The sequence below is a fragment of the Variovorax sp. GW823-FHT04B03 genome (genome assembly GCF_058796495.1).
Genome location: NZ_JBXAIT010000001.1, coordinates 823,556 through 847,677 on the forward strand (window position 1 = coordinate 823,556; position 24,122 = coordinate 847,677).

The following is a 24,122-nucleotide window of genomic DNA, read 5'->3' on the forward strand; positions in this document are numbered from 1 at the left end:
CGCGAGAGAGCGGGCCCACATACCGCTTCCAGGTTTTCACGACTTTCCATCGGTCCGCTGCCGCGGACAACAAGGTATTTCCTTCATGGCCACCGCCCTCACCGAAAAGTTCTCCCGCCTCGTCAAGACGATGAGCGGCCAGGCGCGCATCACCGAAAGCAACGTGCAGGACATGCTGCGCGAGGTGCGCATGGCGCTGCTGGAGGCCGACGTGGCGCTGCCCGTGGTGCGCGACTTCGTCGCCCGCGTGAAGGAGAAGGCACTCGGCCAGGAAGTGTTGGGCTCGCTCAAGCCGGGCCAGGCGCTGGTCGGCATCGTCAACCGCGAGTTGGCTGCCACCATGGGCGAAGGCGTGTCCGACATCAACCTCGCGGCCCAGCCGCCGGCGGTGATCCTCATGGCCGGCCTGCAGGGCGCCGGCAAGACCACCACCACCGCCAAGCTGGCCAAGCACCTGATCGAGAAGCGCAAGAAGAAGGTGCTCACCGTGTCGGGCGACGTGTACCGCCCGGCCGCCATCGAGCAGCTCAAGACCGTCACCAAGCAGGCCGGCGCCGAGTGGTTCCCGAGCACGCCCGACCAGAAGCCGCTGGACATCGCGCGCGCCGCGCTCGACCACGCCAGGCGCCACTACTTCGACGTGCTGCTGGTCGACACGGCCGGCCGCCTCGCGATCGACGAAGTGCTGATGACCGAAATCAAGCAGCTGCACGCCGAGCTCGATCCGGTCGAAACCCTGTTCGTGGTCGATGCCATGCAGGGCCAGGACGCGATCAACACCGCCAAGGCCTTCAAGGAAGCGCTGCCCCTCACCGGCATCATCCTGACCAAGACCGACGGCGATTCGCGCGGCGGCGCGGCGCTGTCGGTGCGCCAGGTGACGGGTGTGCCGATCAAGTTCGCCGGCGTGAGCGAGAAGATCGACGGCCTCGAGGTGTTCGACGCCGAGCGCCATGCGGGCCGCATCCTGGGCATGGGCGACATCGTCGCGCTGGTTGAGCAGGTCACGGCCGGCGTCGACGTCGAAGCGGCGCAGAAGCTCGCGGCCAAGGTCAAGAGCGGCGCGGGCTTCGACCTGAACGACTTCCTCGGCCAGCTGCAGCAGATGAAGCAGATGGGCGGCCTCTCCAGCCTGATGGACAAGCTGCCGCAGCAGATGGCCGCCAAGGCCACCGAGGCCGACATGACCCGCGCCGAGCGCGACATCCGCCGCAAGGAAGGGATCATCCAGAGCATGACGCCGCTGGAGCGCCGCAAGCCCGAGCTGCTCAAGGCCACGCGCAAGCGCCGCATCGCGGCCGGTGCGGGTGTGCAGGTTCAGGAAGTGAACCGCCTGCTCAACGAGTTCGAGCAGATGCAGGGCATGATGAAGAAGATGAAGGGCGGCGGCCTGATGAAGATGATGAAGAAGATGGGCGGCATGAAGGGCATGGGCGGGATGCCCGGCATGGGCGGAGGTGGCGGCAAGCTGCCGTTCTGAGCCCGACCGCTCGACGCATGCATATATAGAGAGGCACGCAGCTCCGCCATGTCCGCAGGCGACTGGAAAGAGCTCTACCAGGGCGCGCTGACCGGCGACCTCGACCTGGTGCGCTATCACATCGGTGCGGGCGTGAATCCGAACTACCAGCACCCCGAGATCCTGTGCACACCGCTGGTGGCCAGCCTGGTCCAGGGGCACGGCGAGATCGCCAGCTACCTGCTGGACCACGGTGCCGATCCGAACCTGCTGTCTGAATTCGACGGGCTGACACCGCTGCAGGCCGCCCGCAAGCACGGCCGCGAGGCGCTCGTCGCGGCGCTGGTGGCGCGCGGCGCCCGCGCACCCCGTCCGCCGTTCTGGCGCCGCTGGCTGCCCTTCTGACAGATCGATGCGCATCGCGCACCGCCCAGCAAAAAGCCCGCCGAAGCGGGCTTTTTCTTTGGAGCGATCAGCCGCAGGGCTGAGATCGCATCAGGCCGTGGCCAGCGCCGCCGGACGCGCCAGGCGCAGTGCATGCATCCACGCACGACGCAGCACGGCGGGCGAACGCGATTCCTCGGGAATCAGCAGGAAGCCGCGGTCGCGCAGCGTGGTGCCCAGCGCGATCTGGCTGGTCAGCACGGTCAGCGGAATCGCCAGCAGCAGCGGCAGGCCGACAGGCATGAGCCAGATCAGCGCGCTCGGGTCGATCATCGCGACGCCGACGGCCAGCATGGCGATCACCAGCGTCATGGGGGCCAGCTGCGAGGCAGCGACCTTCCACGGCACGGCGTTGGCTTCACGCGGGGGCGACTTCCAGTCGAGCTTGATGCCGGTGAGGGCGACCAGCACGAACAGCGAATGGGCCAGCATGCGCACGGGGGCCTGCACGATGGCCAGGCCGGCTTCGAGCACCGAGCTCTTCACCAGGCCCCACACACCGCCGTACTGGCGTTGTTCGCCGCGCATCAGCACGGCGGCGATGCCCAGCACGCGCGGCAGGAACAGCAGGCACAGGGTCCAGACCCACAGGCCGGCCAGTTCGGCAGGCAGCACGTTCCAGCTCGACACGAGGCTCGAGCCGCTCAGCCACAGGGCGGTGCCCAGCGTCAGGAAGGCGAGCCACAGCGGGGCCGAGACATACGCCATGGTGCCGGTCACGAACATCGCGCGGTGCACCGGGTGAATGCCGGGTTCGGCCATCAGGCGGGCGTTCTGCAGGTTGCCCTGGCACCAGCGGCGGTCGCGTTGCAGCTCGGCCAGCAGGTCCGGCGGTTGCTGCTCGTAGCTGCCGACCAGGTCGGACACCAGCCACACGTGGTAGCCGGCGCGGCGCATCAGCGCGGCTTCGACGAAGTCGTGCGACATGATGCCGCCCGACATGCCGCCGGTGCCCTTGATCGGGGCCAGCGCGCAGTGCTTCATGAAGGCTTCGACGCGGATGATCGCGTTGTGGCCCCAGTAGTGCGACTCGCCGAGCTGCCAGAACTGCATGCCCAGCGTGAACAGGCGGCCGGTGACGCGCGAAGCGAACTGCTGGGCGCGGGCGTGCAGCGTGACGTGGCCGATGGCCTGCGTCGCGGTCTGGATGATGCCGGCGGTGGGGTTGGCTTCCATCAGCTTGACCATCGAGGCCAGGCAGTCGCCGCTCATCACCGAGTCGGCGTCGAGCACGACCATGTAGCGGTAGTCCTTGCCCCAGCGGCGGCAGAAGTCGGCGACGTTGCCGGCCTTGCGGTGCGTGCGGCGGGTGCGCAGGCGGTAGTAGACCTCGACCTGCGGCTGGTTCGGGCTCTCGGCCAGCGCGGCGCGCAGGTCTTCCCAGGCGGCGCGCTCGGCGGCGGCGGTCTCGGGGTTGTAGCTGTCGGACAGCACGAACACGTCGAACTGCTTGGCGTGGCCCGTGGAGGCGACCGATTCGCAGGTGGCGCGCAGGCCGGCGAACACGGTGGCCACGTCCTCGTTGCAGATCGGCATGATGATCGCGGTGCGTGCCTCGGGGTTCATCGGGTGGTGGGCCACCTGTTTCGCCGAGAGGGCGTGCTTGTCACCGCGCACCGAGACATAGAAGCCCATGAGCGCGGTCACGAAGCCGGTCACGACCCAGCCCGACAGCAGGCCGTACAGGCCGATCTGGCCGTATTCGAGCCAGACGTTGTCGTAGTCGGGTTGCACGCTGGCGAACAGCGACGACGCGATCACGGTGCTCAGCAGCGTGAGCAGCATGAAGGCGAGGCGGCGCTGGCCGGCGGCGCGTTCCCAGGCCTGCGGGGCCGGGGCGGCCTGCTTGGCGGCGGGGGCGCTGTCGGCGTTGCGGCCGGCGCCCAGGCGCACGAGCAGTGCGGTGCCGAGGCTGTTCCAGAAACCACGCCAAGGGCGCGGTGCCATGGAACCGCGGTTCAACGGCGGTGCGGTGACGGCGTTGGGGTGGCGTTCCTCGCGCAGCGCGCTGCGGCGTGCGAAATCGGATTCGGCGAGGACGTTGAGGTGGGAGAAGTCGTTCGGCTTCATCGGTTCATTCACCAACGTTGCTTGTCGAGGGGGGTGTCGCCAATGGCCGGAAGGCGCTTGAAGACGCAGTCCGTGGCGGCGCCGCCGACGCCGGAGAGCGCGGTCAGCGAATGGCCCGCGGCACGGGGCCGCGAGGAGGAAAACTGCTTTTGACGCAGGCCGTCGCGCTGCGGACGCAGTGCGAAAGATGGGCTGGTAAGTGCTGTCATGCCAGTACAGGGGCAAACCCTGTGCCAGCCTGGAAAAACGCTTTCAAATCAACGACTTGGCGCGATTCGAAACCGTTTTCCGTGGGGGAGGGGCCTGCCGGGCCCTCGAAACCCCCGTTTTTGTCGCCGAATCCCGACAAGCCGGGGAGGCCCTCGGGAAACAGCCTTTCAAATCAACGACTTAGGCCTGTCGCTACTCGGCGACAGGGTCGCCACCGGGAGCGACAACGTCGGCCTTGAAGTTGCCCGGCGTGAGCTCGTGCTTCTGCAGCAGGCGGTAGAACTCGGTGCGGTTGCGGTCGGCCAGGCGGGCCGCGTCGGCCACGTTGCCATCGGTCAGCTTGAGCAGGCCGACGAGGTAATCGCGCTCGAAACGCTGCTTGGCCTCGGCGTAGGTGAGCACCTCCACGCTCGGCACGCGCAGCGCGCGCTGCACCAGCGCCAGCGGGATCAGCGGCGAGCCCGACAGCGCGCAGACCTGCTCCACCACGTTGTAGAGCTGGCGCACGTTGCCCGGCCACGCGGCGGTGGTCAGCGCCTTCAGCGCCTCGGGCGCGAAGCCCGACAGCCGCTTGCCGTACTTGGTCGACAGCTTCTGCAGGAAGTGGTTGGCCAAAAGCGGAATGTCCTCGCGCCGCGCCGACAGCGGCGGCAGCGTGAGCGTCACCACGTTCAGGCGGTAATACAGGTCTTCGCGGAACTGGCCGGCCTCCATCGCGGCGTCCAGGTCGCGGTGGGTGGCCGAGACGATGCGCACGTCGACCTCGATCGACTGGCTCGCGCCCAGCGGGCGCACCGCGCGCTCCTGCAGCACGCGCAGCAGCTTGACCTGCAGCGCGGGCGGCATGTCCCCGATTTCGTCGAGCAGCAGCGTGCCGCCGTCGGCCTGCTGGAACAGGCCCTTGTGGTTGGCGTGGGCGTCGGTGAAGGCGCCCTTCATGTGGCCGAACAGCTCGGATTCGAGCAGCGCTTCGGGAATGGCGCCGCAGTTGACCGCCACGAAGGGCTTGTCGGCGCGCGCGCTGGCCTTGTGGATGGCGCGTGCCAGCAGTTCCTTGCCGGCGCCGGAGTCGCCGCGCAGCAGCACGGAGGCGTCCGACTTGGCGACCATGCGCGCCTCGGCCAGCAGCTCGGCCATGCGGTTGCTGCGGCTCACGATTTCCGAGCGCCAGCTGTCGTCGCCGGTCTTGCTGGGCGTGGTGGTCGGCGCGCCGAGCGCCAATGCCTGCGCGATCTTCTCGAGCAGCTCGCGCGCGTCGTAGGGCTTGGTGAGGTAGGTGAACACGCCGCGCGCCGTGGCTTCGACAGCGTCGGGGATGGTGCCGTGCGCGGTCAGCAGGATGACCGGCAGCGTCGGGTGGCGCTTGCGGATCTCGTCGAACAGCTGCAGGCCGTCGCGCCCGGGCAGGCGCACGTCGCTGAGCACCAGTTGCGGGTGCTCGATCTCGAGCTGCGTGAGCGCGGTCTCGGCCGAGGTGACGGCCGTGACCTGGTAGCCCGCCGACACCAGCCGCATCGAGAGCAGCCGCAGCATGTCCGGGTCGTCGTCGACCACGAGGAGGCGGGCACCAGCTGTACTCATGGGTTGGATCTGCTTCCGTTGGAGGAGGGCGTGGGTGCCGGCGTGTTGGGCCGGGCGAAGCTGCGCTCGATGGCGCGCAGCGCCTCGATGCGCTCGTTGAGCTGGTCGATGCGGCGCTGGCTGTCGCGCAGCTGCTGCACCTGCTTGTCGCGGTCGTCTTCGACGCGGCGCTGCTCGACATAGCGCGCCGCCAGCGCCCGCGCGAGTGGATGCAGCGGCTGCGCCTCGGGCGCGGGGTTGGCGATCACGCGCTGCAGCAGGCCCAGCGCGCGCGCCAGGTCGGCCGGCACGCGGGTCTGCGCGAGCAGGATCGCCAGCTGCATCTGCGCCGCGGGCGTTTCGCCCTGTTCGCTGACGCGCGCAATTTCGGCGCTCAGGTCGGCGCCGCCCAGCGGGCGCACCTTGTCGGCATAGGCCAGCATGGTCGCGACGGGGCCCTGCGTGAGCTGCGTGAAGAGCGAGGCCGGCTGCGTGGCCGGCGCGCGGGGCTCGGCCTCGACCGGCACGACGCGCGGCGCGGCCACGGGCGGCGGCAGCGCGTCGGCTTCGGCCGGCGGCTTGGGCTGGGAGGCGCAGGCTGCCAGCAACAGGGCGCATGGCACGGCCATGGCCCCGGCGAAGGTGGATCTGCGGACGAACGAAAGGAACATGGGTCGAAAAAGCGCGGGGCGGTGTGGGTGGGGTGTCCGGGGTCAGGTCGTGCGCGGCAGTTCGATGCGAAAGCGTGCACCGGGGCCGTCCGGCAGCAGGGCGATGCGGCCCCCATGGGCTGCAATGTACTCCTGCACGATGGAAAGTCCGATGCCGGTGCCTTTCACCGTGTGCTCGGGCTGGCGCTCGCCGCGGAAGAAGGGTTCGAAGATGCGGTCGCGGTCGTTCACGGCGATGCCGGGGCCGGCGTCGCACACGTCGATGTGCACCGCCTCGGGCGTGCCCGACACGACCAGCGTGATGACGCCGCCGGCGGCCGAGAAGCGGATCGCGTTCGACAGCAGGTTGGCGATGGCGGTGCCGAGCTTGGTGCGGTCGACCGTGAGGGCGATCGGCTCGCCCTCGGCGCGCACGCGCAGGCCGTGCGCCTGCCACTGCAGGCGCTGGGCCTCGATCTGCTCCTCGATCAGCGGCAGCAGCTCGGTGCGTTCGCGGCGCAGCTCGCGCGCCTCGAAGGCGGCGGCGTTGAAGCGCAGCAGCGCCTCGATCTGGTTCTGCAGCGACACGGTGTTCTGCTGCAGGATCTGAGCCACTTCGAGCTGCGCCGGATTCAGCGGGCCGGTCACGCCGTCCTCGAGCAGCGACACGCCTTCGCGCAGCGCCGCCAGCGGCGTCTTCAGCTCGTGCGACACGTGGCGCAGGAAGCGCGCCTTGTCGGCGTCGAGTTCGGTCAGGCGCAGGCGCAGCCATTCGAGCTGCTGCGACACGCGCCGCACGTCGGCCGGGCCGCGGATGTCGATCGGCTCGTCGAGGCGGTTCTGTCCCAGGCCGACGATGGCGTTCTCGAGCCGCTTGAAGGGGCGCGCCAGCCAGATGCCGAAGGCCAGCGCCAGCGACACGGCCAGCACGCTGGCGGCCACCACCTCGCGCATCAGCCGGCGGCGCGCGTTCTCGATGCGCTTGGCCAGCGCGTCGTTCTGCGTTTCGATCAGGAACTGCGCCTGCTGGGCGATGTTGGTGTTCAGGGCGTCGAGTTCGCGGAACTGCATCGCCATCGTGCTTTCGCGCGCCAGGGCGCTGTCGGGGCTGCCGCCGAGCAGCCCTTCGATCACGCCGAGCTGGCTGCGCCACATGTCGATGCCGGCGGCCGGCAGGCCGTTGCGTTCCAGGCGCTCCAGCACCTGGTGGGCTTCGCGCGCCGCCTCGTCGAAGCGGCGGCGCAGCACGGCGTCGTTGAGCACCAGCGACTGGCGTCCCGCGCGCTCCATGGCCGCGCTGCGCTCGGCCAGCGACTGCGAGGCGCCCGACAGGCGCAGCGCGCGCGCGGCGGCGTCGCGGCTTTGCGTGACGAGCGCGTCGTACTGCAGCACCGAGCGCAGCGCCACGCCCACCAGCAGCGCGGTGATCAGCAGGAAGGCAAACAGCAGGAGCTGCTGGAACGAGCCCCGGACGGACGGACGTTTCGCCATCAGTGGGCGAGCGCCGTGGCGGCAGCCAGGGCCGATTCGCGCGTGACCACCTCGCCGCGCAGCGTGTACGCCAGCGAGCGGGTGATGCGCAGGTCGGCCATCTGGCCCACGAGGCGGGCGTCGCCTTCGAAATTGACGACGCGGTTGCAGGCGGTGCGGCCCATGAGTTCGTTCGCGTCCTTGCGCGACGCGCCCTCGACCAGCACGCGCTGCGTGCTGCCCACCAGCGCGTCGCCGAAGCGGCGCACGTTGCCGTCGATCACGCGCTGCAGCGTTTGCAGGCGCGCCAGCTTCACCTCGTGCGGCGTGTCGTCCTGCAGCGCGGCGGCGGGCGTGCCGGGGCGCGGGCTGAAGATGAAGCTGAAGCTGTTGTCGAACTGGCAGTCGTCGATGAGCTTCATCATCTTGTCGAAGTCGGCATCCGTCTCGCCGGGGAAGCCGACGATGAAGTCGCTGGACAGGGCCAGGTCGGGGCGGATGGCGCGCAGCTTGCGCACTGTGCTCTTGTATTCCATGGCCGTGTAGCCGCGCTTCATGGCCATGAGGATGCGGTCGCTGCCGTGCTGCACCGGCAGGTGCAGGTGCGAGACGAGTTGTGGCACCTTGGCGTAGGCCTCGATGAGCCGGGGCGTGAACTCGTTCGGGTGGCTGGTGGTGTAGCGGATGCGCTCGATGCCGGGGATCTCGGCCACGTACTCGATGAGCAGCGCGAAGTCGGCGATTTCGGCGGTGTCGCCCATCTTGCCGCGGTAGGCGTTCACGTTCTGGCCCAGCAGCGTGATCTCGCGCACGCCCTGGTCGGCCAGGCCGGCAATTTCGACCAGCACGTCGTCGAGCGGGCGGTTCACTTCCTCGCCGCGGGTGTAGGGCACCACGCAGTAGCTGCAGTACTTGGAGCAGCCTTCCATGATCGACACGAAGGCGGTCGCGCCTTCCACGCGCGCGGGCGGCAGGTGGTCGAACTTCTCGATCTCGGGGAAGCTGATGTCCACCTGCGGGCGGTCCAGCCGCTCGCGGTCGTTCAGCATCTCGGGCAGGCGGTGCAGCGTCTGCGGGCCGAACACGATGTCGACGTAGGGCGCGCGCGCGATGATGGCCTGGCCTTCCTGGCTCGCCACGCAGCCGCCCACGCCGATCTTCACGCCCTTGGCCTTCAGGTGCTTCACGCGGCCGAGGTCGGAGAACACCTTCTCCTGCGCCTTCTCGCGCACCGAGCAGGTGTTGAACAGGATGAGGTCGGCCTCGTCCACGTTCTGCGTGGGCTCGTAGCCCTGGGCGGCGTGGAGCACGTCGGCCATCTTGTCCGAGTCGTACTCGTTCATCTGGCAGCCGAAGGTCTTGATGAATACTTTTTTCATGGGGGAGCTCTCTGTGCCCTTCGCAAAGAGGAAGGGCTGCGAGGCGCGCGTGGCGCCCGCGGATTTTTGCTTGCTTGCGGCCCGGCCGCGTTACTGCGTGTTCAGCGTGTCGTTCGAGGTGAACGGCCAGATGTTCAGGAACGGCTTGTTCAGCGATTCGCGGCTGGCCATGGCCTCGTCGGGCGTCAGGATCCAGACCTCGCGCAGCAGCCCGGCGGCGTCGCGCGTGTAGTTCACGAGGTACTTCTGGCCGATGATCGCGCCGGGCATCACCAGCATGTTCTGCGGGCTGCGGATGCGCGCGCCGGCGCCCAGGCGGTCGGCCCGGCCGTCGAGCTCGACGTCGGGGGCGCTGGTCACCATGAACTTGCCGCGCAGCGTGCCGATGGGGAAGTTGCGCCCGCCGTTGAGCGACTCGTTCTGGGTCTGCGGACGGGGCACCTCGTCCTGGGCGCTGGCGTGGAGGGAGAAAAGACCTGCGGCGCCGGCAAGGGCTGCGCAAAGGGCGAGGGAGGTGAGTGTTTTCGTGGGTGTCTTGCAGCGGTTCATGGGGTATATCCAGAGGCTGTGGACCGGCGATTTTAGCGAGGGGGTGTTTTCCCTCATACCGGGTGCAGCGGGTGGTGCGGGGGCTTTGCGTCGGCCTGCTTTACATTTCTTTACGGCGCCCGTGAACACCGTGCGTCGGCCACTGCTCCAATAGCTGCTGTCAGCCCAAAGTGCACAAGAACCCATGAAGAAATCTGCCGCCTTCGCCCTCGCGGGCGTGTTGATCGTAGCCGTCGCAGGCGGCTGGTGGCGCATGTCGGGCGATCGGCCCGTCACGAAGGACACGAAGGATGCCAAGGCCGCGAACGCCGGGCCTCCCGCCGCGCTGGTCACGCTGGCCACGGCCGAGAAGCAGGACGTTCCGGTCACGGTGCAGGTCAACGGCAGCGTGGTTTCGCTCAACAGCGTCGACCTGCGCCCGCAGGTCACCAACACCGTGAGCGCGGTGCATGTCAAGGAAGGCCAGTTCGTGAAAGCAGGGCAGCTGCTCTTCACGCTGGACGACCGCAACGACCAGGCCAACCTGGCCCGCGCCCGGGCCCAGCAGCAGAAGGACGAGGCCACCATGGCCGACCTGGAGCGCCAGTACAAGCGCAGCCAGGACCTGGTGGCGCAGAACTTCATCGCCAAGAGCGCGGCCGATGCCACGCTGTCGCAGCTCCAGGCGCAGCGCGCCGCCGTCGCGGCCGACCGCGCGGCCGTGCAGTCGGCGCAGGTGGCGCTGGGCTACGCCACGCTGCGCGCGCCCATCGCGGGGCGCATCGGCGCCGTGAACATCTACCCGGGCACGCTGGTGCAGCCCACGCTGTCGCTGGTCACCATCACCCAGCTCGACCCGATCGCCGTGAGCTTCCCGGTGCCCGAAGGCAACCTGCAGGACCTGCTGGCCGCGGCGCGCACGCGCGCCAAGGTCGAGGCGCTGGTCACGGGCCGCCGCGAGCCGCTGTTCGGCACGCTCGACTTCGTCGACAACACGGTCGACCCGCAGATCGGCACCGTGCGCGCCAAGGCTGTGTTCGCCAACGCCGACCAGAGCCTGTGGCCCGGCCAGTTCGTCAACACGCGCATCACGGTGCGCATGCTCGACGGCGTCACCGTGGTGCCGGCCGCGGCGCTCATGATGCTGTCCGACGGCGCCACGCTGTACGTGGTCGATGCCGAGCGCAATGCGGCGCGCCGCCAGGTCAAGGTGCTCCACACCTTCGGCACCAAGGTGGCCGTGAGCGGCGTGACGCCCGGCGAGCAGGTCGTGATCGAAGGCAGCCAGAACGTGCGCCCGGGCGGCAAGGTGCGCATCGACGTGAAGGCACCGGCCGGACCAGGCGGGGCGCCTGCCAACGGCACCACGGGCGTCACGCCCGGCAGCGCCGCTTCGTCGGATGTTCAGCCGGCACGAGAACGCGCATGAACATCTCAGAGCTCTGCATCCGCCGTCCGGCGATGACGGTGCTGCTGTCGGCGGCCGTCGTGGTCATCGGCATCTTTGCGTACTTCAGCATCCCGGTGGCGGCGCTGCCCAGCTACAACACGCCGGTCATCAACGTCAACGCGCAGCTGCCGGGAGCCAGCCCCGACACCATGGCGAGTTCGGTCGCGCTGCCGCTCGAAAAGCAGTTCTCGACCATCCCCGGCCTGCAGACCATCAGCTCGGTGAACACCCAGGGCGTGACCTCGCTCACGCTCGAATTCGTCAGCAGCCGCGACATCGACGCCGCCGCGGTTGACGTGCAGGCCGCGCTGCTGCGCGCCCAGCGCCAGCTGCCGCAAGAACTGACGCAGCTGCCCTCGTACCGCAAGGTGAACCCGGCCGACGCGCCGGTGCTGTTCATCGCGCTGATCTCGCCGTCGATGAACCCGTCGGAGCTCAACGACTACGCCGAGAACCTCATTTCGCCCACGCTCTCGACCATCGACGGCGTGGCGCAGGTGGGCGTGTACGGGCGCAAGGCCTTCGCGGTGCGCATCAAGGCCAACGCCGACCTGCTCAACGCGCGCAACATCACGCTCGACGAGCTGGCCAAGGCGGTGAATTCGGCCAACGCCAACACGCCGGTCGGCACGCTCGACGGCCCGCGCCAGACGCTCACCATCCAGGCCAACCGCCAGCTCATGAAAGCGGCCGACTTCGCCAAGCTGATCATCGCGCAGCGCAACGGCGCGCCGGTGCGGCTGGACGAAGTGGCCACGCTCGAAGACAGCTTCGAGTCGGTCAAGACTGCCAGCAGCTTCAACGGGCAAGACTCGATTTCGCTGGCCGTGCAGCGCCAGCCCAACGCCAACACCGTGCAGGTGGTGGACGCGGTGCGCGCGCTCATCCCGCGCTTCAAGGCCGAGCTGCCGCAGTCGGTCGAGATCCACATGGTCAACGACCGCTCGCTCTCGATCCGCGAGGCGGTGCACGACGTGCAGCTCACCTTGCTGGGCACCATCGCGCTGGTGGTGCTGGTGATCTTCCTGTTCCTGCACCGGCTGGTGGCCACGCTGATTCCGGCGGCCACCATTCCCATTTCGCTCATTGGCGCGGTGGCGCTGCTCTACGCCTTCGGCTACAGCCTGGACAACGTCTCGCTGCTGGGCATCACGCTGGCCGTGGGCCTGGTGGTGGACGACGCCATCGTGGTGCTCGAGAACATCATGCGCTACGTCGAGAAGGGCATGGAGCCGATGGCCGCCGCCCTGCGCGGCGCGCGCGAGGTGGGCTTCACCATCGTGTCGATCTCGATCTCGCTGGTGGCCGTGTTCATCCCGATCTTCTTCATGCCCGGCGTGATCGGCCTCTTGTTCCACGAGTTCGCCGTGGTGGTGGCGCTGGCCGTGCTGGTGTCGGCCGTGGTGTCGCTCACGCTCGTGCCCATGCTCGCGAGCCGGCTGCTCAAGCACGTGCCGCGCAAGGAAGGCGCACTCGACCACGAGGAAGAGCACCCCGAGCCCGGCACGGCGATCGGCCGTGCCTTCGAGCGCGGCTACCGCGCCGTGCACGGCGGCTACATGCGCACGCTCGACTGGACGCTCGGGCACCGCGCGCTGATGCTGGTCATGGCGGGGCTGACCTTCGTGGTCACGGCCTGGCTCTTCATCAGCATTCCCAAGGGCTTCTTCCCCGAGGAAGACATCGGCCAGATCCAGATCACCACCGAGGCGGCCGAAGACATTTCGTTCACCGCCATGAAGGCGCTGCAGGACCGCGTGGCCGCCGCGCTCAAGGCCGACCCGAGCGTGGACTACGTCAGTTCCTTCGTCGGCGTGGGCGGCCCGACCGCCACGCAGAACTCGGGCCGGCTGTTCGCGGTGCTCAAGCCGCGCAGCGAGCGCCCCAAGATGGCCAAGGTGCTCGAGTCGCTGCGCCAGCGCTTTCGCGAGATTCCGGGCATTGCCGTGTACATGCAGCCGGTGCAGAACCTGCGCCTGGGCGGGCGCCAGAGCAAGGCGCGCTTCCAGTACACGCTGCAGAGCGTCAATGCCGGCGAGATGGTGCCGTGGTCGACCAAACTCATGGAGCGCATGCGCGCCGACCCCGACTTCCGCGACGTGACGAGCGACTCGCAGAACCGCGGCCTGCAGGCCACGCTGGAGATCGACCGCGACAAGGCCGGCGTGCTCGGCGTGGCCGTGGGCGACCTGCGCACCGCGCTGTACAACGCGTACGGCGACCGCCAGATCGGCAGCATCTACGGCGCCAGCAACACCTACCAGGTGATCCTGTCGGCGGCCGACAGCGACCGCCAGTTCGAGGAAGACGTGGCGCGCCTGTCGGTGCGCAGCACCACCGGCAAGCTGGTGCCGCTGTCGGCTTTCTCGACCGTCAAGCGCACCGTGGGGCCGACCTCGGTCAACCACCAGGGCCAGCTGCAGGCGGTGACGGTGTCGTTCAACCTCGGCCCCGATGTGCCGCTGGGCAACGCGACCGCGAAGATCGACCGCTTCAAGGACGAGCTGAAGATGCCGCAGTCGATCATCACGACCTACGGCGGCGATGCGGCGGTGTTCCAGAGTTCGCAGTCGAGCCAGGCCGTGCTGCTGGTGCTCGCGGTGCTGGTCATCTACGTGCTGCTGGGCGTGCTGTACGAGAGCTACATCCACCCCCTCACCATCCTGGCGGGCCTGCCCTCGGCGGCGGTGGGGGCGCTCATCTCGCTGAAGCTCTTCGGCTTCGACCTCACGCTGATCGCGACCATCGGCATCCTGCTGCTGATCGGCATCGTGAAGAAGAACGCGATCATGATGATCGACTTCGCCCTTGACGCGCAGCGCACCGAGGGCATGAAGCCGGTCGACGCAATCCGCGAAGCCTGCCGGCTGCGCTTCCGCCCGATCCTGATGACCACGCTGGCCGCGCTGATGGGCGCGCTGCCGCTCGCGCTGGGCCTGGGTGCCGGCGCCGAGCTGCGCCAGCCGCTGGGCGTGGCGGTGGTGGGCGGGCTGATCTTCTCGCAGGTGATCACGCTGTACATCACGCCCGCGATCTACCTGGCGCTCGACCGCTACAGCGGCAGCGGGCCGATGGTGGAGCTGCCGGGCGAGGCGAAGGCCGAGGCTGCGGCGGGGCATGCGGCCTCACACGCCTGACGGCGGTTCAAACTACACGCCTGACGGCGATTCAAAAGATGCCGGATGGCCATGAGCGTGAGCCACCCGGCCAGGAAGGACTTGTGCAGTCCCGCGTTGCGCCACACCCGGACCATCGCCCATTGAAGGCGCTCCGGCCTCTCTCCTCAACGGCTCTCTCCATTCCCTCCGCCGCTGCTCTTCCCATGTGTGTGACGGGATGAATGATCGCGAGGGGGAGAGGGTGTCGACGGTATCCAGCGATACAGGAAGCGGGCTTTTTCCTTACGGTGTCGCGTCGCGGAAACGATGCAGGGCCGGCGCATTCGGGATGCCGACCTGCCGGGCCCGCGTTTCAATGAGCCCTTCTCTCGCCAGCGCATTCAACGTGCGCGTGACCGTGACGCGGCTCAGGGCCGTCATGGCGCCGATCTGCTCGTGCGTCAGATCCACGGTGAGTTGTTTCGGTGCCTGCGCCGATGGCGGGCGTGCCACCCGCAGCAGCAAGTCGATGACCCGCTCCTTGGGCGCCGCCGAGGCCACGCCGGCGAGCTTGGCAACGATCATGTGGTTCTTGAAGCCGAGCAGCTGGATCAACGAGGTCGCGAGCTCGGGCAACGCCGAAAACTGCTGCGCGACATCCGCGGGGCGGTAGCGGCTGAGAACGGCCGGCGCGACCGCCCGGGTCGTCGTCGGCCGGGGGCTGTCGGCAAACGCCGGGCCTTCGCCGAAGATCGCGCCCGGCCCGAAGATCTCGAGCAGGAACTCCGCGCCGTTGCTTCGGTGGATCGTGGAGTGCACGAAGCCCGACCGCAAGAGATAGAAGTAGTCGTGCCGTTCGCCTTCGCGCGCAATGGTGTCGCCGGCGTCCAGGGTGACGAAGCTTCCCAGGTGCGTGGCGTCGATCCACGGCGCGGACAGCGACTGGGAGGCGTCCCAGCTGGCGTAGGCCGAGGGCGTGGGATTCGTTCTTTTCATGGGAGCGTCTTGCCCGGGGCGAAGAGAGGCAAGCGGCTCACCCCACTAGGTCGTGGTCTCGTCTAGCGGCGCGTCCGTCGCGAGGTGCGCGATGTCGCTCCAGCCGACGAGGCTGAAGCCTTCGGGCGTCCACAGCATGCGGTTGATGGCCGCGTTGCCGAGCTGCCAGGTGCGCGGCGCCTGCAGCTCCTGGCGCGTGGCGGCGCGGTAGAGCACGTCCATCACGCCGCCGTGGGCCACCAGCACCACCAGCTGACCCGGGTGGCGCGCGGCGATGGCCGAGGCGGTGCCGGTCACGCGGTCGCGAAAGGTCAGCAGGCTCTCGCCGCCGCCTTCGGGCTCGAACTCGGGGTCGCGCTCGCGCCAGCGGCGGGCGTCCTCGGGCAGCGTGGCCTCGATTTCGGCGAAGCTCATGCCCTCGAAGCGGCCGAAGGCGCGCTCACGCAGGCCCAGGTCGGGCTGCACGGCGAGGCCGTGGGGCTCGGCGATGGCCTGGGCGGTCTGCCAGGCGCGCGAGAGGTCGCTGGCATAGACCGCCGCGATCGGCTCGTCGGCCAGCGCCTGTCCGGCGCGCTGCGCCTGCCAGAGGCCGGTGGCATTGAGGCCGATGTCGAGGTGGCCCTGGATGCGGGTGTCGACGTTCCAGGCGGTTTCGCCGTGGCGCACGGCGATCAGGCGGGTGAGATTGGCTTCCATCCGTCCGAATTCTAGAAGTGCGTCATTTCTTGGCAGCCGGCGTGAGCTCGATGTTCACGCGGCGCTCGCCCGGCGGCGGGTTCGGAAAGCCCTGCAGCGCGGCCTCGAACATCACCGGCAGGATCGCCGCGCTCGAGCTGTAGGGGCCGTCGTTGCGCGCGCGGGTCTCGTACACCACGCGGTGGCTGCCGCCCGCCTCGCGCAGCACGAGGCTCACCTCGCGCTGGTACCAGGGGTTGGCCGGCGGCGTGAACATCGGGCCGCCGTACCAGCCGCTGCCATACCAGCGGTGGCCGTAGTAGCCGCCATAGCCGTAGCCCCAGGGGCCGGGCCCGTACAGCCACGGATCGGCCCAGGGCGACAGCGCCGCCGTGACGCGCGCGCCGATCTGCGCCGTGTACTGCGGCCTTGTGTCGTCGCGGCGCAGGCCGACCTTGTCGAGCGCGGCCGCGGCCATGGCCTCCAGGCCTTCCTGGCGCGCCGTGTCGGCCTGCTGCGAAGGCAGGCGCTCGAAGCGGTAGGTGGCGCCGGGCGGCACGGTCGTGCCCGGCGTGGCAAAGCTCTTGACGTTGCTGTCGACCACCCAGGAGGTGGCGCAGCCGCTCAGGGTTGCTACCAAAAATAGAGCTGAAAACGCACGATACATAAGGGTCTCCGGGCCTTAGGCCCTCAAAGTCCCCTGGGTTGCCCGAGTCAGCCCTGGACGATGCGCAGGGCGGAGGGTGCCTGGGAGAGCAGGTCGAAAGCGGGCGTGTCGAAGGCCTTGTCGCCGTTCTCGTCGGCCACGCCCGTCGCCTTCAGACCCTGGAAGTCGTGCAGCGTTCCGTCCAGCAGGTGCGAAGGCACGACGTTCTGCAGCGCGGTGAACATGTTTTCCACGCGGCCGGGGTACTTCTTGTCCCACTCGCGCAGCATCTCGCCGACCTGCTTGCGCTGCAGGTTCTCCTGGCTGCCGCACAGCGTGCAGGGAATGATCGGGAACTCGCGGTGCTGCGCCCAGCGCACCGTGTCTTTTTCGGCCACGTAGGCCAGCGGGCGGATCACGATGTGCTTGCCGTCGTCGCTCACCAGCTTGGGCGGCATGCTCTTGAGCTTGCCGCCGAAGAACATGTTGAGGAAGAAGGTCTGCAGCATGTCGTCGCGGTGGTGGCCCAGCGCGACCTTGGTGGCGCCCAGCTCGTCGGCCACGCGGTACAGGATGCCGCGGCGCAGCCGGCTGCACAGGCCGCAGGTGGTCTTGCCCTCGGGAATGACGCGCTTGACGATGCTGTAGGTGTCCTGGTTCTCGATGTGGAAGGCCACGCCGAGCTCGCTCAGGTACTTGGGCAGCACCTCTTCGGGAAAGCCGGGCTGCTTCTGGTCGAGGTTGACCGCGACGATGTCGAAGTGGATGGGCGCGCGCGCCTTCATCTTGAGCAGGATGTCGAGCAGCGCGTAGCTGTCCTTGCCGCCCGAGACGCACACCATGACCTTGTCGCCCTCTTCGATCATGTTGTAGTCGACGATGGCCTGGCCGACCTGGCGGCACAGGCGCTTCTCGAGCTTGTGCGTCTCGCGTTCGATCTTCAGCGAGTTGGAGGGCGCACCGGCTTCGGGCGTATCGTCGATCCAGACGGCGTTCATTGGGGGGCTACTTCGGGCAAATCAGGGGAAAGACCCCCGATTTTGCCTTGGATCACCATTCCCCGGCTTCGATGCGGATGGCGACTTCGCAGTCGTCGAAGATTTCGAGCTTGGCGATCTTCACGCGCACGCCCCGCACGCCGGGCAGTTGCAGCAGGCGCTGCGCGAGCTTGCCGATCAGGCTTTCGAGCAGGTTGACGTGCTCGGCAGTGCACTCGTCGATGATGATGCGGCGCACCTTGCGGTAGTCCAGCACGTGGAAGATGTCGTCGTCCTGCGGCAGCAGCGGCTGCGGGCCGAGGTTGAGTTCGGCGTCCACCAGGATCGGCTGCGGCGCGGTCTTTTCCTGCTCGAGGATGCCCAGGTTGGCGTCGAAGCGCAGGCCCTGGAGGGTGAGTGTCTGGTGGCCGTGCGGTGTGTTCGTGGACATGGTGGTGGTGCTCGTCACATGAGCGAGAAGTCGCGCTCGAATTTCATGAGGTGCTGGCCGCCGTCGACGAGCAGCGTGGTGCCGGTGATCGAGCTGTTCTCCAGCGCGAACTTCACGGTGGCGGTCACGTCGTCCGGCGTGGACGAGCGGCCCAGCGGCGACAGCTTGTGCAGCTGCGCGAACTTGTCGTCATCGAGCATGTGGCTCGCCAGCGTGAGGCCGGGTGCCACGCCCACCACGCGCACGCGCGGCGCGAGCGCCAGCGCGAGCATGGGGGTGGCGGCTTCGAGCGCGGCCTTGGAAAGCGTGTAGCTCAGGAAGTCGGGGTTCGGGTTCCACAGCTTCTGGTCGAGCAGGTGCACCACGGCGCCGCCCTGCGCGTCGCGCCGGGCCAGGTGGTCGTGCAGCGCCTGCGCCAGCAGGATGGCCGCGCCGGTGTTGCTGCGCGCGTGGCGCTCCATGAGCGCGTAGCTGAAGCTGGCGGCGTCGTCGTGCTCGAAGAGGGCGGCGCTGTGCACCACGGCATCCACGGCACGAAAGCGCGCCGCCACGCGCGGCAGCAGGGCGCGCGTGGCCTGCTCGTCGGCCAGATCGGCCTCGAACAGCGCGGAGTCGCCCGAGCGCGCGGCGCAGTCGGCCACGGTCTGCTCGGCCTCGGCGCGCGAACTGCGGTAGTGCACCGCCACCTGCCAGCCGCCCGCGGCGAGCGCCAGCGCGATCTCGCGGCCCAGCCGGCGGCCCGCGCCCGTGACGAGGACGGTGCGGCGGCGATCGGGGGAGGAGGGTGGGATGGCGCTCATTCGGAGGAAGAAGACAGAAGACAGGAAGAGGACAATGGCGCCGTGACGACGCCAACGACAAACAGTTTACCCATCGCCCTCGACCATCTGATTGCCCGCTCCGTCGAGCGCGCGGGCGGATGGATCGGCTTCGACCGCTTCATGGCCCTGGCCCTGTATGCGCCGGGGCTGGGCTACTACGCCAACACCTCGGCCAAGTTCGGCCACATGCCCTCGTCCGGCAGCGACTTCGTGACCGCGCCCGAGCTGACGCCGATGTTCGGCCACACGCTCGCGGTGCAGGTGCTCGAGGCGCTGGAGAAGACCGGCACCGACACGGTGTGGGAATTCGGCGCGGGCTCGGGGGCGCTGGCGGTGCAGCTGCTGCATGCGCTGGGCGAGATGGGGCGCAGCGACGTGCGCTACCGCATCGTCGACCTGTCGGGCACCTTGCGCGAGCGGCAGCAGCAGGCGCTGGCGGGGTATGCGGGGCGGGTTGAATGGCTTGGGGAGCTGCCTGAGTCCATGCAGGGCGTGGTGGTCGGCAATGAAGTGCTCGATGCGATGCCGGTACAACTGCTGGCACGGGTGAAGGGGGCTTGGTTCGAGCGGGGGGTGGTGCGCAATCCGGCGGGGGATGGGTGGACGTGGGCGGACCGGGCTACCGAGTTGCGGCCGCCGGTCGAGGTGCCTGGGGTGCATGACTACCTCACGGAGGTGCATCCGCAGGCTCAGGCTTTTATTGCGACGCTGGCGGATCGGCTTGAGAAGGGCGCGGCTTTTCTCATCGACTATGGATTTCCCGAGGGCGAGTACTACCACCCGCAACGGCACATGGGGACGGTGATGTGCCATCGGGGGCATCAGGCGGATGGCGATCCTCTTTCGGAGGTGGGGTACAAGGACATCACGGCGCATGTGGACTTCACGGGGATTGCTGTGGCGGGGCAGGAGGCGGGGCTTGCTGTTCTTGGCTATACGAGCCAGGCGCGGTTTCTTTTGAACTGCGGGATCTTGGGGCGGATGGAGCGGGGGACTGTGGCGCAGCGGGGGATGGCGGCTCGGTTGATTCATGAGCATGAGATGGGGGAGTTGTTCAAGGTGGTGGGGTTTGCTGTCGGTGAACCTTGGGACGCCGTTGGGTTCTCTGAAGGGGATCGGAGTCACACCCTCTGAGGGGTTGCTTCCCGGGGCCGGGAGTTCCGCCCGGCGGCGGACTCACTTTCTTTTGCTTCGCCAAAAGAAAGTAAGCAAAGAAAAGGCGACCCCACTGTCTGCGTCCCTCCGCTTCGCTGCGGGCAACCTGCGGTGCTCGCGTTTCGCGGGGTCTCGCCCAAACTCGCTTCGCTCAAACAAGGGCGAGCCCTGATCCGCGAAACGCTGCGCTCCTCGGCGCAGCCAGAGGGGCTTGGATGCCGGGCGGGCCGTCGCTTCGCTCGGCCCGGGGCTTGTGCTTTCAACGGAAAGAGTTGGTCATAAGCAAGCAACAAAGACTTCGTTGGGGAACGGAGGGCGCGCTTCTACATTCGCGGCATGACTGCCGTTCTTTCCCGCGCTACCCCCGCCGCAGAGGCGCCCGAGCAGCACTTCGAGGTGCTGCCTTTCGATGCGCCTGTCGGTGCGGAGATCGTTGGGCTCGACATCGCTGAGCCGATCAACGCCGCCGACTTCCAACGCATCCACCGCGCGCACCTGGACCATCACGTGCTGGTCTTTCGCGACCAGCGCATCACGCCCGCACAGCACATCGACTTCAGCCGCCGCTTCGGGCCGCTCGAGATCCACGTGCTGCACCAGTTCCAGCTGAAGAACCACCCCGAGATCCTGATCGTCTCGAACATCAAGGAGAACGGCGAGCCGATCGGTCTCGGCGACGCGGGCGTGTACTGGCACTCCGACATTTCGTACAAGCCCAATCCCAGCCTGGGCTCGCTGCTGCACGCGCAGGAGCTGCCGAGCGAAGGCGGCGACACGCTGTTCGCCGACCAGCACCTGGCGTGGGAGGCGCTGCCTGCCGAGCTGCAGCAGCGCATCCTGCCGCTGAAGGCGGAGCACAGCTACCTCGCGAAGTACGAGGAGTTGCGTGCGAAGAATCCGTGGCGTCCCAAGTTGTCTCAAGCGCAGATCGACCAGGTCGCACCCGCCGTGCAGCCCGTGGTGCGAACGCACCCGGAGACGGGGCGCAAGGCGCTGTTCGTCAGCGAGCACTTCACGACACGCATCGTCGGCCTGCCGCAAGGCGAGAGCGACGCGCTGCTGGCCGAGCTGTTCGCGCACAGCGTGAAGCCCGAGTTCGTGTACCGCCACACGTGGGCGCCGCACGACCTGGTGTTCTGGGACAACCGCTCGCTGATGCACCTCGCGGCAGGCACGCCCGACCACCTGCGCCGCCGGCTCAACCGCACCACCATCGTGGGCGGCACGCCGTTCTGATTTCTTCCTTTTCTCTTTTCCGGACTTTCCAATGAACCGCTTCACCCGCCGCGCCGTCGCGCTCGTCACCGGCCTCGGCCTTCTCGCCGGCAGCCTGGCCGCGCATGCCGAAGGGCAGATCCGCATCGCCGAGCAGTTCGGCATCGTCTACCTGCTGCTCAACGTGGCGCAGGAGCAGAAGCTGATCGAGAAGCACGCGAAGGCCGCAGGGGTCGATGCGAAGGTGGAGTGGGTCAAGCTCTCGGGTGGCTCGGCGGTGAACGACGCGCTGCTGTCGGGCAACATCGAGATCGCGGGTGCGGGCGTGGGGCCGCTGCTCACGCTGTGGGACCGCACCAAGGGCAAGCAGAACGTGAAGGGCGTGGCCTCGTTGGGCAACTTCCCGTACTACCTGGTGAGCAACAACCCGAACGTGAAGTCGATCGCCGACTTCACGGACAAGGACCGCATCGCGCTGCCCGCCGTGGGCGTGTCGGTGCAGTCGCGGGTGCTGCAGATCGCGTCGGCCAAGCTGTGGGGCGACAAGGAGTTCAACAAGCTCGACAAGATCAGCGTGGCGCTGCCGCACCCCGATGCGGCGGCGGCGATCATCAAGGGCGGCACGGAGATCACGGGGCACTTCGGCAACCCGCCGTTCCAGGAGCAGGAGCTCGCGGGCAACCCGAACGCGCGCATCGTGCTGAACTCGTACCAGGTGCTGGGCGGGCCGTCGTCGGCCACGGTGCTGTACGCCACCGAGAAATTCCGCAACGAGAACCCCAAGACCTACAAGGCGTTCGTCGACGCGCTCGACGAGGCGGCGAAGTTCGTCACGGCCAATCCCGAGAAGGCGGCCGACATCTACCTGAAGGTGAGCAACGCCAAGCTCGACCGCGAGCTGCTGCTGAAGATCATCAAGAACCCCGAGGTGCAGTTCAAGACCGCGCCGCAGAACACCTACGTGTTCGCGGAGTTCATGCACCGCGTGGGCGCGATCAAGAACAAGCCGGCGTCGGTGAAGGACTATTTCTTCGACGACGCGCACACGGCCTCCGGGAACTGACGCGATGCTGTCCCGGCTCGAGCGCCTGGCAGGACCGCCCGCCGCGGCCTTCCTTGGCGGCACGGCGGCGCCGCAGCGGTCGGCCCGACGGCGCGGCGTGGTGGCCACGGGCGACGCGGCACCGCCGTACGTGCACGAGGCGCTGCTGCAGGTCGAGGGCGTCAGCCTCGAGTACCGCACGCCCGAGCGCGTGGTGCGCGCCACGCACCGCGTGAGCTTCGACGTGCATGCCGCCGACCGCTTCGTGCTGCTCGGGCCCTCGGGCTGCGGCAAGTCCACGCTGCTCAAGGCCGTGGCCGGGTTCATCCCGCCGGTCGAGGGCGAGATTCGGCTCGACGGCCGGCGCGTGACGCAGCCGGGCCCCGACCGCATCGTCGTGTTCCAGGAGTTCGATCAGCTGCCGCCGTGGAAGACGGTGAAGCAGAACGTGATGTTCCCGCTGCTCGCCTCGCGCACGCTGGGGCGCAAGGAAGCGGCCGAGCGCGCGCTGCACTACCTGGACAAGGTGGGCCTCTCGAAATTCGCCGACGTGCACCCGCACCAGCTCTCGGGCGGCATGAAGCAGCGCGTGGCGATTGCGCGTGCGCTGGCGATGCAGCCGCGCGTGCTGCTGATGGACGAGCCCTTCGCCGCGCTGGACGCGCTCACGCGCCGCCGCATGCAGCAGGAGCTGCTCGAACTGTGGGACGAGGTGCGCTTCACGCTGCTGTTCGTCACGCACTCGATCGAAGAGGCGCTGGTGGTGGGCAACCGCGTGGCGCTGCTGTCGCCGCATCCGGGGCGCATGCGTGCCGAGTTCAACAGCCACGGTTACTCGCTGGACAGCCTGGGCGGTGCGGATTTTCAGGCGACGGCGCGGCGCATCCACGACATGCTGTTCGAGGAAGAACAGGGCACCCCATGAGCACCCTGACGCCACCCATCCGCCCCGAGTACGAACGCACGCTCGAGCCCTTCACAGAACTGCCGGTGGAGCGCGCGCTGCCGCTGGCCACGCGCCTAGCCTCGCACACCTGGCTGCGCAAGGGGCTGATCCTCGCCGTCATCGCCGTGCTGTGGGAGCTGGCGGCGCGCTGGCAGGACAACGACCTGCTGCTGCCCACCTTCACCGCCACCGCCCGTGCATTGATCGAAGGGCTGGCCAGCGGGGAGCTGGTCGAGAAGGTGCGCATCTCGCTGGCCGTGCTGCTGCAGGGCTACCTCGCGGGCGTGCTGCTGGCCTTCGGGCTCACCACGCTGGCGGTGTCCACGCGCATCGGGCGCGACCTGCTGGACACGCTGACCTCGATGTTCAACCCGCTGCCCGCGATCGCGCTGCTGCCGCTGGCGCTGCTGTGGTTCGGGCTCGGGCGCGGCAGCCTGGTGTTCGTGCTGATCCATTCGGTGCTGTGGCCGCTGGCGCTCAACACCTACGCGGGCTTCCAGGGCGTGCCCGAGACGCTGCGCATGGCGGGGCGCAACTACGGGCTGAAGGGGCTGCGCTACGTGCTGCATATCCTGGTGCCGGCCGCGCTGCCGTCGATCCTGTCAGGGCTGAAGATCGGCTGGGCCTTTGCGTGGCGCACGCTGATCGCGGCCGAGCTGGTGTTCGGCGCTTCGTCGGGCAAGGGCGGGCTGGGCTGGTACATCTTCCAGAACCGCAACGAGCTGTACACCGACCGCGTGTTCGCGGGCCTCGCGCTGGTGGTGCTGATCGGCCTGCTGGTGGAAAGCCTGGGCTTTCGCACGCTGGAGCGGCTCACCGTGCGGCGCTGGGGCCAGCAGCGGTAGCCAACAGGTGAAGGGGCCGGGCGGACGAATGCCCC

At 68.4% G+C, this 24,122-nt stretch carries 22 protein-coding genes; 9 read left to right on the plus strand and 13 right to left on the minus strand.

The window, feature by feature from the left end:
- Positions 1-85 precede the first annotated feature (85 nt).
- Positions 86-1,480, plus strand: a complete 1,395-nt coding sequence (ffh, locus tag AC1RAD_RS03685) for a signal recognition particle protein (protein WP_070060104.1) — start codon at positions 86-88, stop codon at positions 1,478-1,480.
- 48 nt (positions 1,481-1,528) lie between these two features.
- On the plus strand, positions 1,529-1,864 hold the full coding sequence (locus AC1RAD_RS03690) for an ankyrin repeat domain-containing protein (RefSeq protein WP_159278540.1): 336 nt from the start codon (positions 1,529-1,531) through the stop codon (positions 1,862-1,864).
- Between the two features lie 90 nt (positions 1,865-1,954).
- Here the strand turns inward: AC1RAD_RS03690 and mdoH are convergent, their stop codons facing one another.
- The 7 genes from mdoH to AC1RAD_RS03725 form a co-directional block, all read right to left on the minus strand.
- Positions 1,955-3,973 (minus strand): glucans biosynthesis glucosyltransferase MdoH, encoded by a 2,019-nt coding sequence (mdoH, locus tag AC1RAD_RS03695; RefSeq protein WP_159273892.1) that lies wholly within the window; start codon positions 3,971-3,973, stop codon positions 1,955-1,957.
- 8 nt (positions 3,974-3,981) lie between these two features.
- Complete coding sequence (locus AC1RAD_RS03700) at positions 3,982-4,182, minus strand: hypothetical protein (protein ID WP_082818265.1); 201 nt, start codon at positions 4,180-4,182, stop codon at positions 3,982-3,984.
- 193 nt (positions 4,183-4,375) lie between these two features.
- Positions 4,376-5,764, minus strand: a complete 1,389-nt coding sequence (locus AC1RAD_RS03705; protein WP_070060101.1) for a sigma 54-interacting transcriptional regulator — start codon at positions 5,762-5,764, stop codon at positions 4,376-4,378.
- Positions 5,761-6,372: a hypothetical protein gene (locus tag AC1RAD_RS03710; RefSeq protein WP_492733954.1), complete on the minus strand. Its 612-nt coding sequence runs from the start codon at positions 6,370-6,372 to the stop codon at positions 5,761-5,763. The genes AC1RAD_RS03705 and AC1RAD_RS03710 overlap by 4 nt, the downstream gene beginning before the upstream one ends.
- Before the next feature lie 84 nt (positions 6,373-6,456).
- Positions 6,457-7,884: a sensor histidine kinase gene (locus AC1RAD_RS03715; RefSeq protein WP_492733956.1), complete on the minus strand. Its 1,428-nt coding sequence runs from the start codon at positions 7,882-7,884 to the stop codon at positions 6,457-6,459.
- Positions 7,884-9,242 carry a tRNA (N6-isopentenyl adenosine(37)-C2)-methylthiotransferase MiaB gene (gene miaB / locus AC1RAD_RS03720; protein WP_369631269.1) on the minus strand — a complete coding sequence of 453 codons (1,359 nt, stop codon included), beginning with the start codon at positions 9,240-9,242 and terminating at the stop codon, positions 7,884-7,886. Before miaB ends, AC1RAD_RS03715 begins: the two co-directional genes overlap by 1 nt.
- Before the next feature lie 90 nt (positions 9,243-9,332).
- The gene (locus tag AC1RAD_RS03725) at positions 9,333-9,791 is read right to left on the minus strand and encodes a hypothetical protein (RefSeq protein ID WP_369631270.1); all 459 of its coding nucleotides are present in this window, start codon (positions 9,789-9,791) and stop codon (positions 9,333-9,335) included.
- Between the two features lie 184 nt (positions 9,792-9,975).
- On the opposite strand from AC1RAD_RS03725, the gene AC1RAD_RS03730 reads away from it, so the two are divergent.
- Together AC1RAD_RS03730 and AC1RAD_RS03735 are read left to right on the plus strand one after the other, a co-directional pair.
- Positions 9,976-11,199, plus strand: a complete 1,224-nt coding sequence (locus tag AC1RAD_RS03730) for an efflux RND transporter periplasmic adaptor subunit (RefSeq protein ID WP_206167840.1) — start codon at positions 9,976-9,978, stop codon at positions 11,197-11,199.
- Entirely contained in the window at positions 11,196-14,357 is a 3,162-nt protein-coding gene (locus AC1RAD_RS03735) for an efflux RND transporter permease subunit (protein WP_492733959.1), read from the plus strand. Before AC1RAD_RS03730 ends, AC1RAD_RS03735 begins: the two co-directional genes overlap by 4 nt.
- A gap of 264 nt (positions 14,358-14,621) precedes the next feature.
- Here the strand turns inward: AC1RAD_RS03735 and AC1RAD_RS03740 are convergent, their stop codons facing one another.
- From AC1RAD_RS03740 to AC1RAD_RS03765, 6 genes are read right to left on the minus strand one after another with little or no spacing between them, the layout of a single operon-like run.
- Positions 14,622-15,314: a Crp/Fnr family transcriptional regulator gene (locus AC1RAD_RS03740; RefSeq protein ID WP_492733961.1), complete on the minus strand. Its 693-nt coding sequence runs from the start codon at positions 15,312-15,314 to the stop codon at positions 14,622-14,624.
- Positions 15,315-15,359: 45 nt separating this feature from the next.
- Entirely contained in the window at positions 15,360-16,010 is a 651-nt protein-coding gene (locus AC1RAD_RS03745; RefSeq protein WP_492698028.1) for a histidine phosphatase family protein, read from the minus strand.
- A gap of 22 nt (positions 16,011-16,032) precedes the next feature.
- Positions 16,033-16,656 carry a DUF4136 domain-containing protein gene (locus tag AC1RAD_RS03750; RefSeq protein ID WP_095743637.1) on the minus strand — a complete coding sequence of 208 codons (624 nt, stop codon included), beginning with the start codon at positions 16,654-16,656 and terminating at the stop codon, positions 16,033-16,035.
- A gap of 47 nt (positions 16,657-16,703) precedes the next feature.
- Complete coding sequence (gene ttcA / locus AC1RAD_RS03755; protein WP_062477895.1) at positions 16,704-17,633, minus strand: tRNA 2-thiocytidine(32) synthetase TtcA; 930 nt, start codon at positions 17,631-17,633, stop codon at positions 16,704-16,706.
- A gap of 52 nt (positions 17,634-17,685) precedes the next feature.
- Entirely contained in the window at positions 17,686-18,063 is a 378-nt protein-coding gene (locus tag AC1RAD_RS03760) for a dihydroneopterin aldolase (protein ID WP_056576172.1), read from the minus strand.
- Between the two features lie 14 nt (positions 18,064-18,077).
- Positions 18,078-18,863: an SDR family oxidoreductase gene (locus tag AC1RAD_RS03765; RefSeq protein WP_159273900.1), complete on the minus strand. Its 786-nt coding sequence runs from the start codon at positions 18,861-18,863 to the stop codon at positions 18,078-18,080.
- A gap of 42 nt (positions 18,864-18,905) precedes the next feature.
- Here AC1RAD_RS03765 and AC1RAD_RS03770 point away from each other — a divergent pair, with 42 nt between their 5' ends.
- From AC1RAD_RS03770 to AC1RAD_RS03790, 5 genes are all read left to right on the plus strand, one after another.
- Positions 18,906-20,018, plus strand: a complete 1,113-nt coding sequence (locus tag AC1RAD_RS03770; protein WP_492733964.1) for a class I SAM-dependent methyltransferase — start codon at positions 18,906-18,908, stop codon at positions 20,016-20,018.
- Positions 20,019-20,375: 357 nt separating this feature from the next.
- Entirely contained in the window at positions 20,376-21,275 is a 900-nt protein-coding gene (locus AC1RAD_RS03775; protein ID WP_492733966.1) for a TauD/TfdA dioxygenase family protein, read from the plus strand.
- Positions 21,276-21,306: 31 nt separating this feature from the next.
- The gene (locus AC1RAD_RS03780; RefSeq protein WP_492733968.1) at positions 21,307-22,317 is read left to right on the plus strand and encodes an ABC transporter substrate-binding protein; all 1,011 of its coding nucleotides are present in this window, start codon (positions 21,307-21,309) and stop codon (positions 22,315-22,317) included.
- A 4-nt stretch (positions 22,318-22,321) separates the two neighbouring features.
- The gene (locus AC1RAD_RS03785; protein ID WP_492733970.1) at positions 22,322-23,221 is read left to right on the plus strand and encodes an ABC transporter ATP-binding protein; all 900 of its coding nucleotides are present in this window, start codon (positions 22,322-22,324) and stop codon (positions 23,219-23,221) included.
- Positions 23,218-24,087, plus strand: a complete 870-nt coding sequence (locus AC1RAD_RS03790) for an ABC transporter permease (protein WP_492733972.1) — start codon at positions 23,218-23,220, stop codon at positions 24,085-24,087. Before AC1RAD_RS03785 ends, AC1RAD_RS03790 begins: the two co-directional genes overlap by 4 nt.
- The last annotated feature ends 35 nt before the right edge of the window (positions 24,088-24,122 follow it).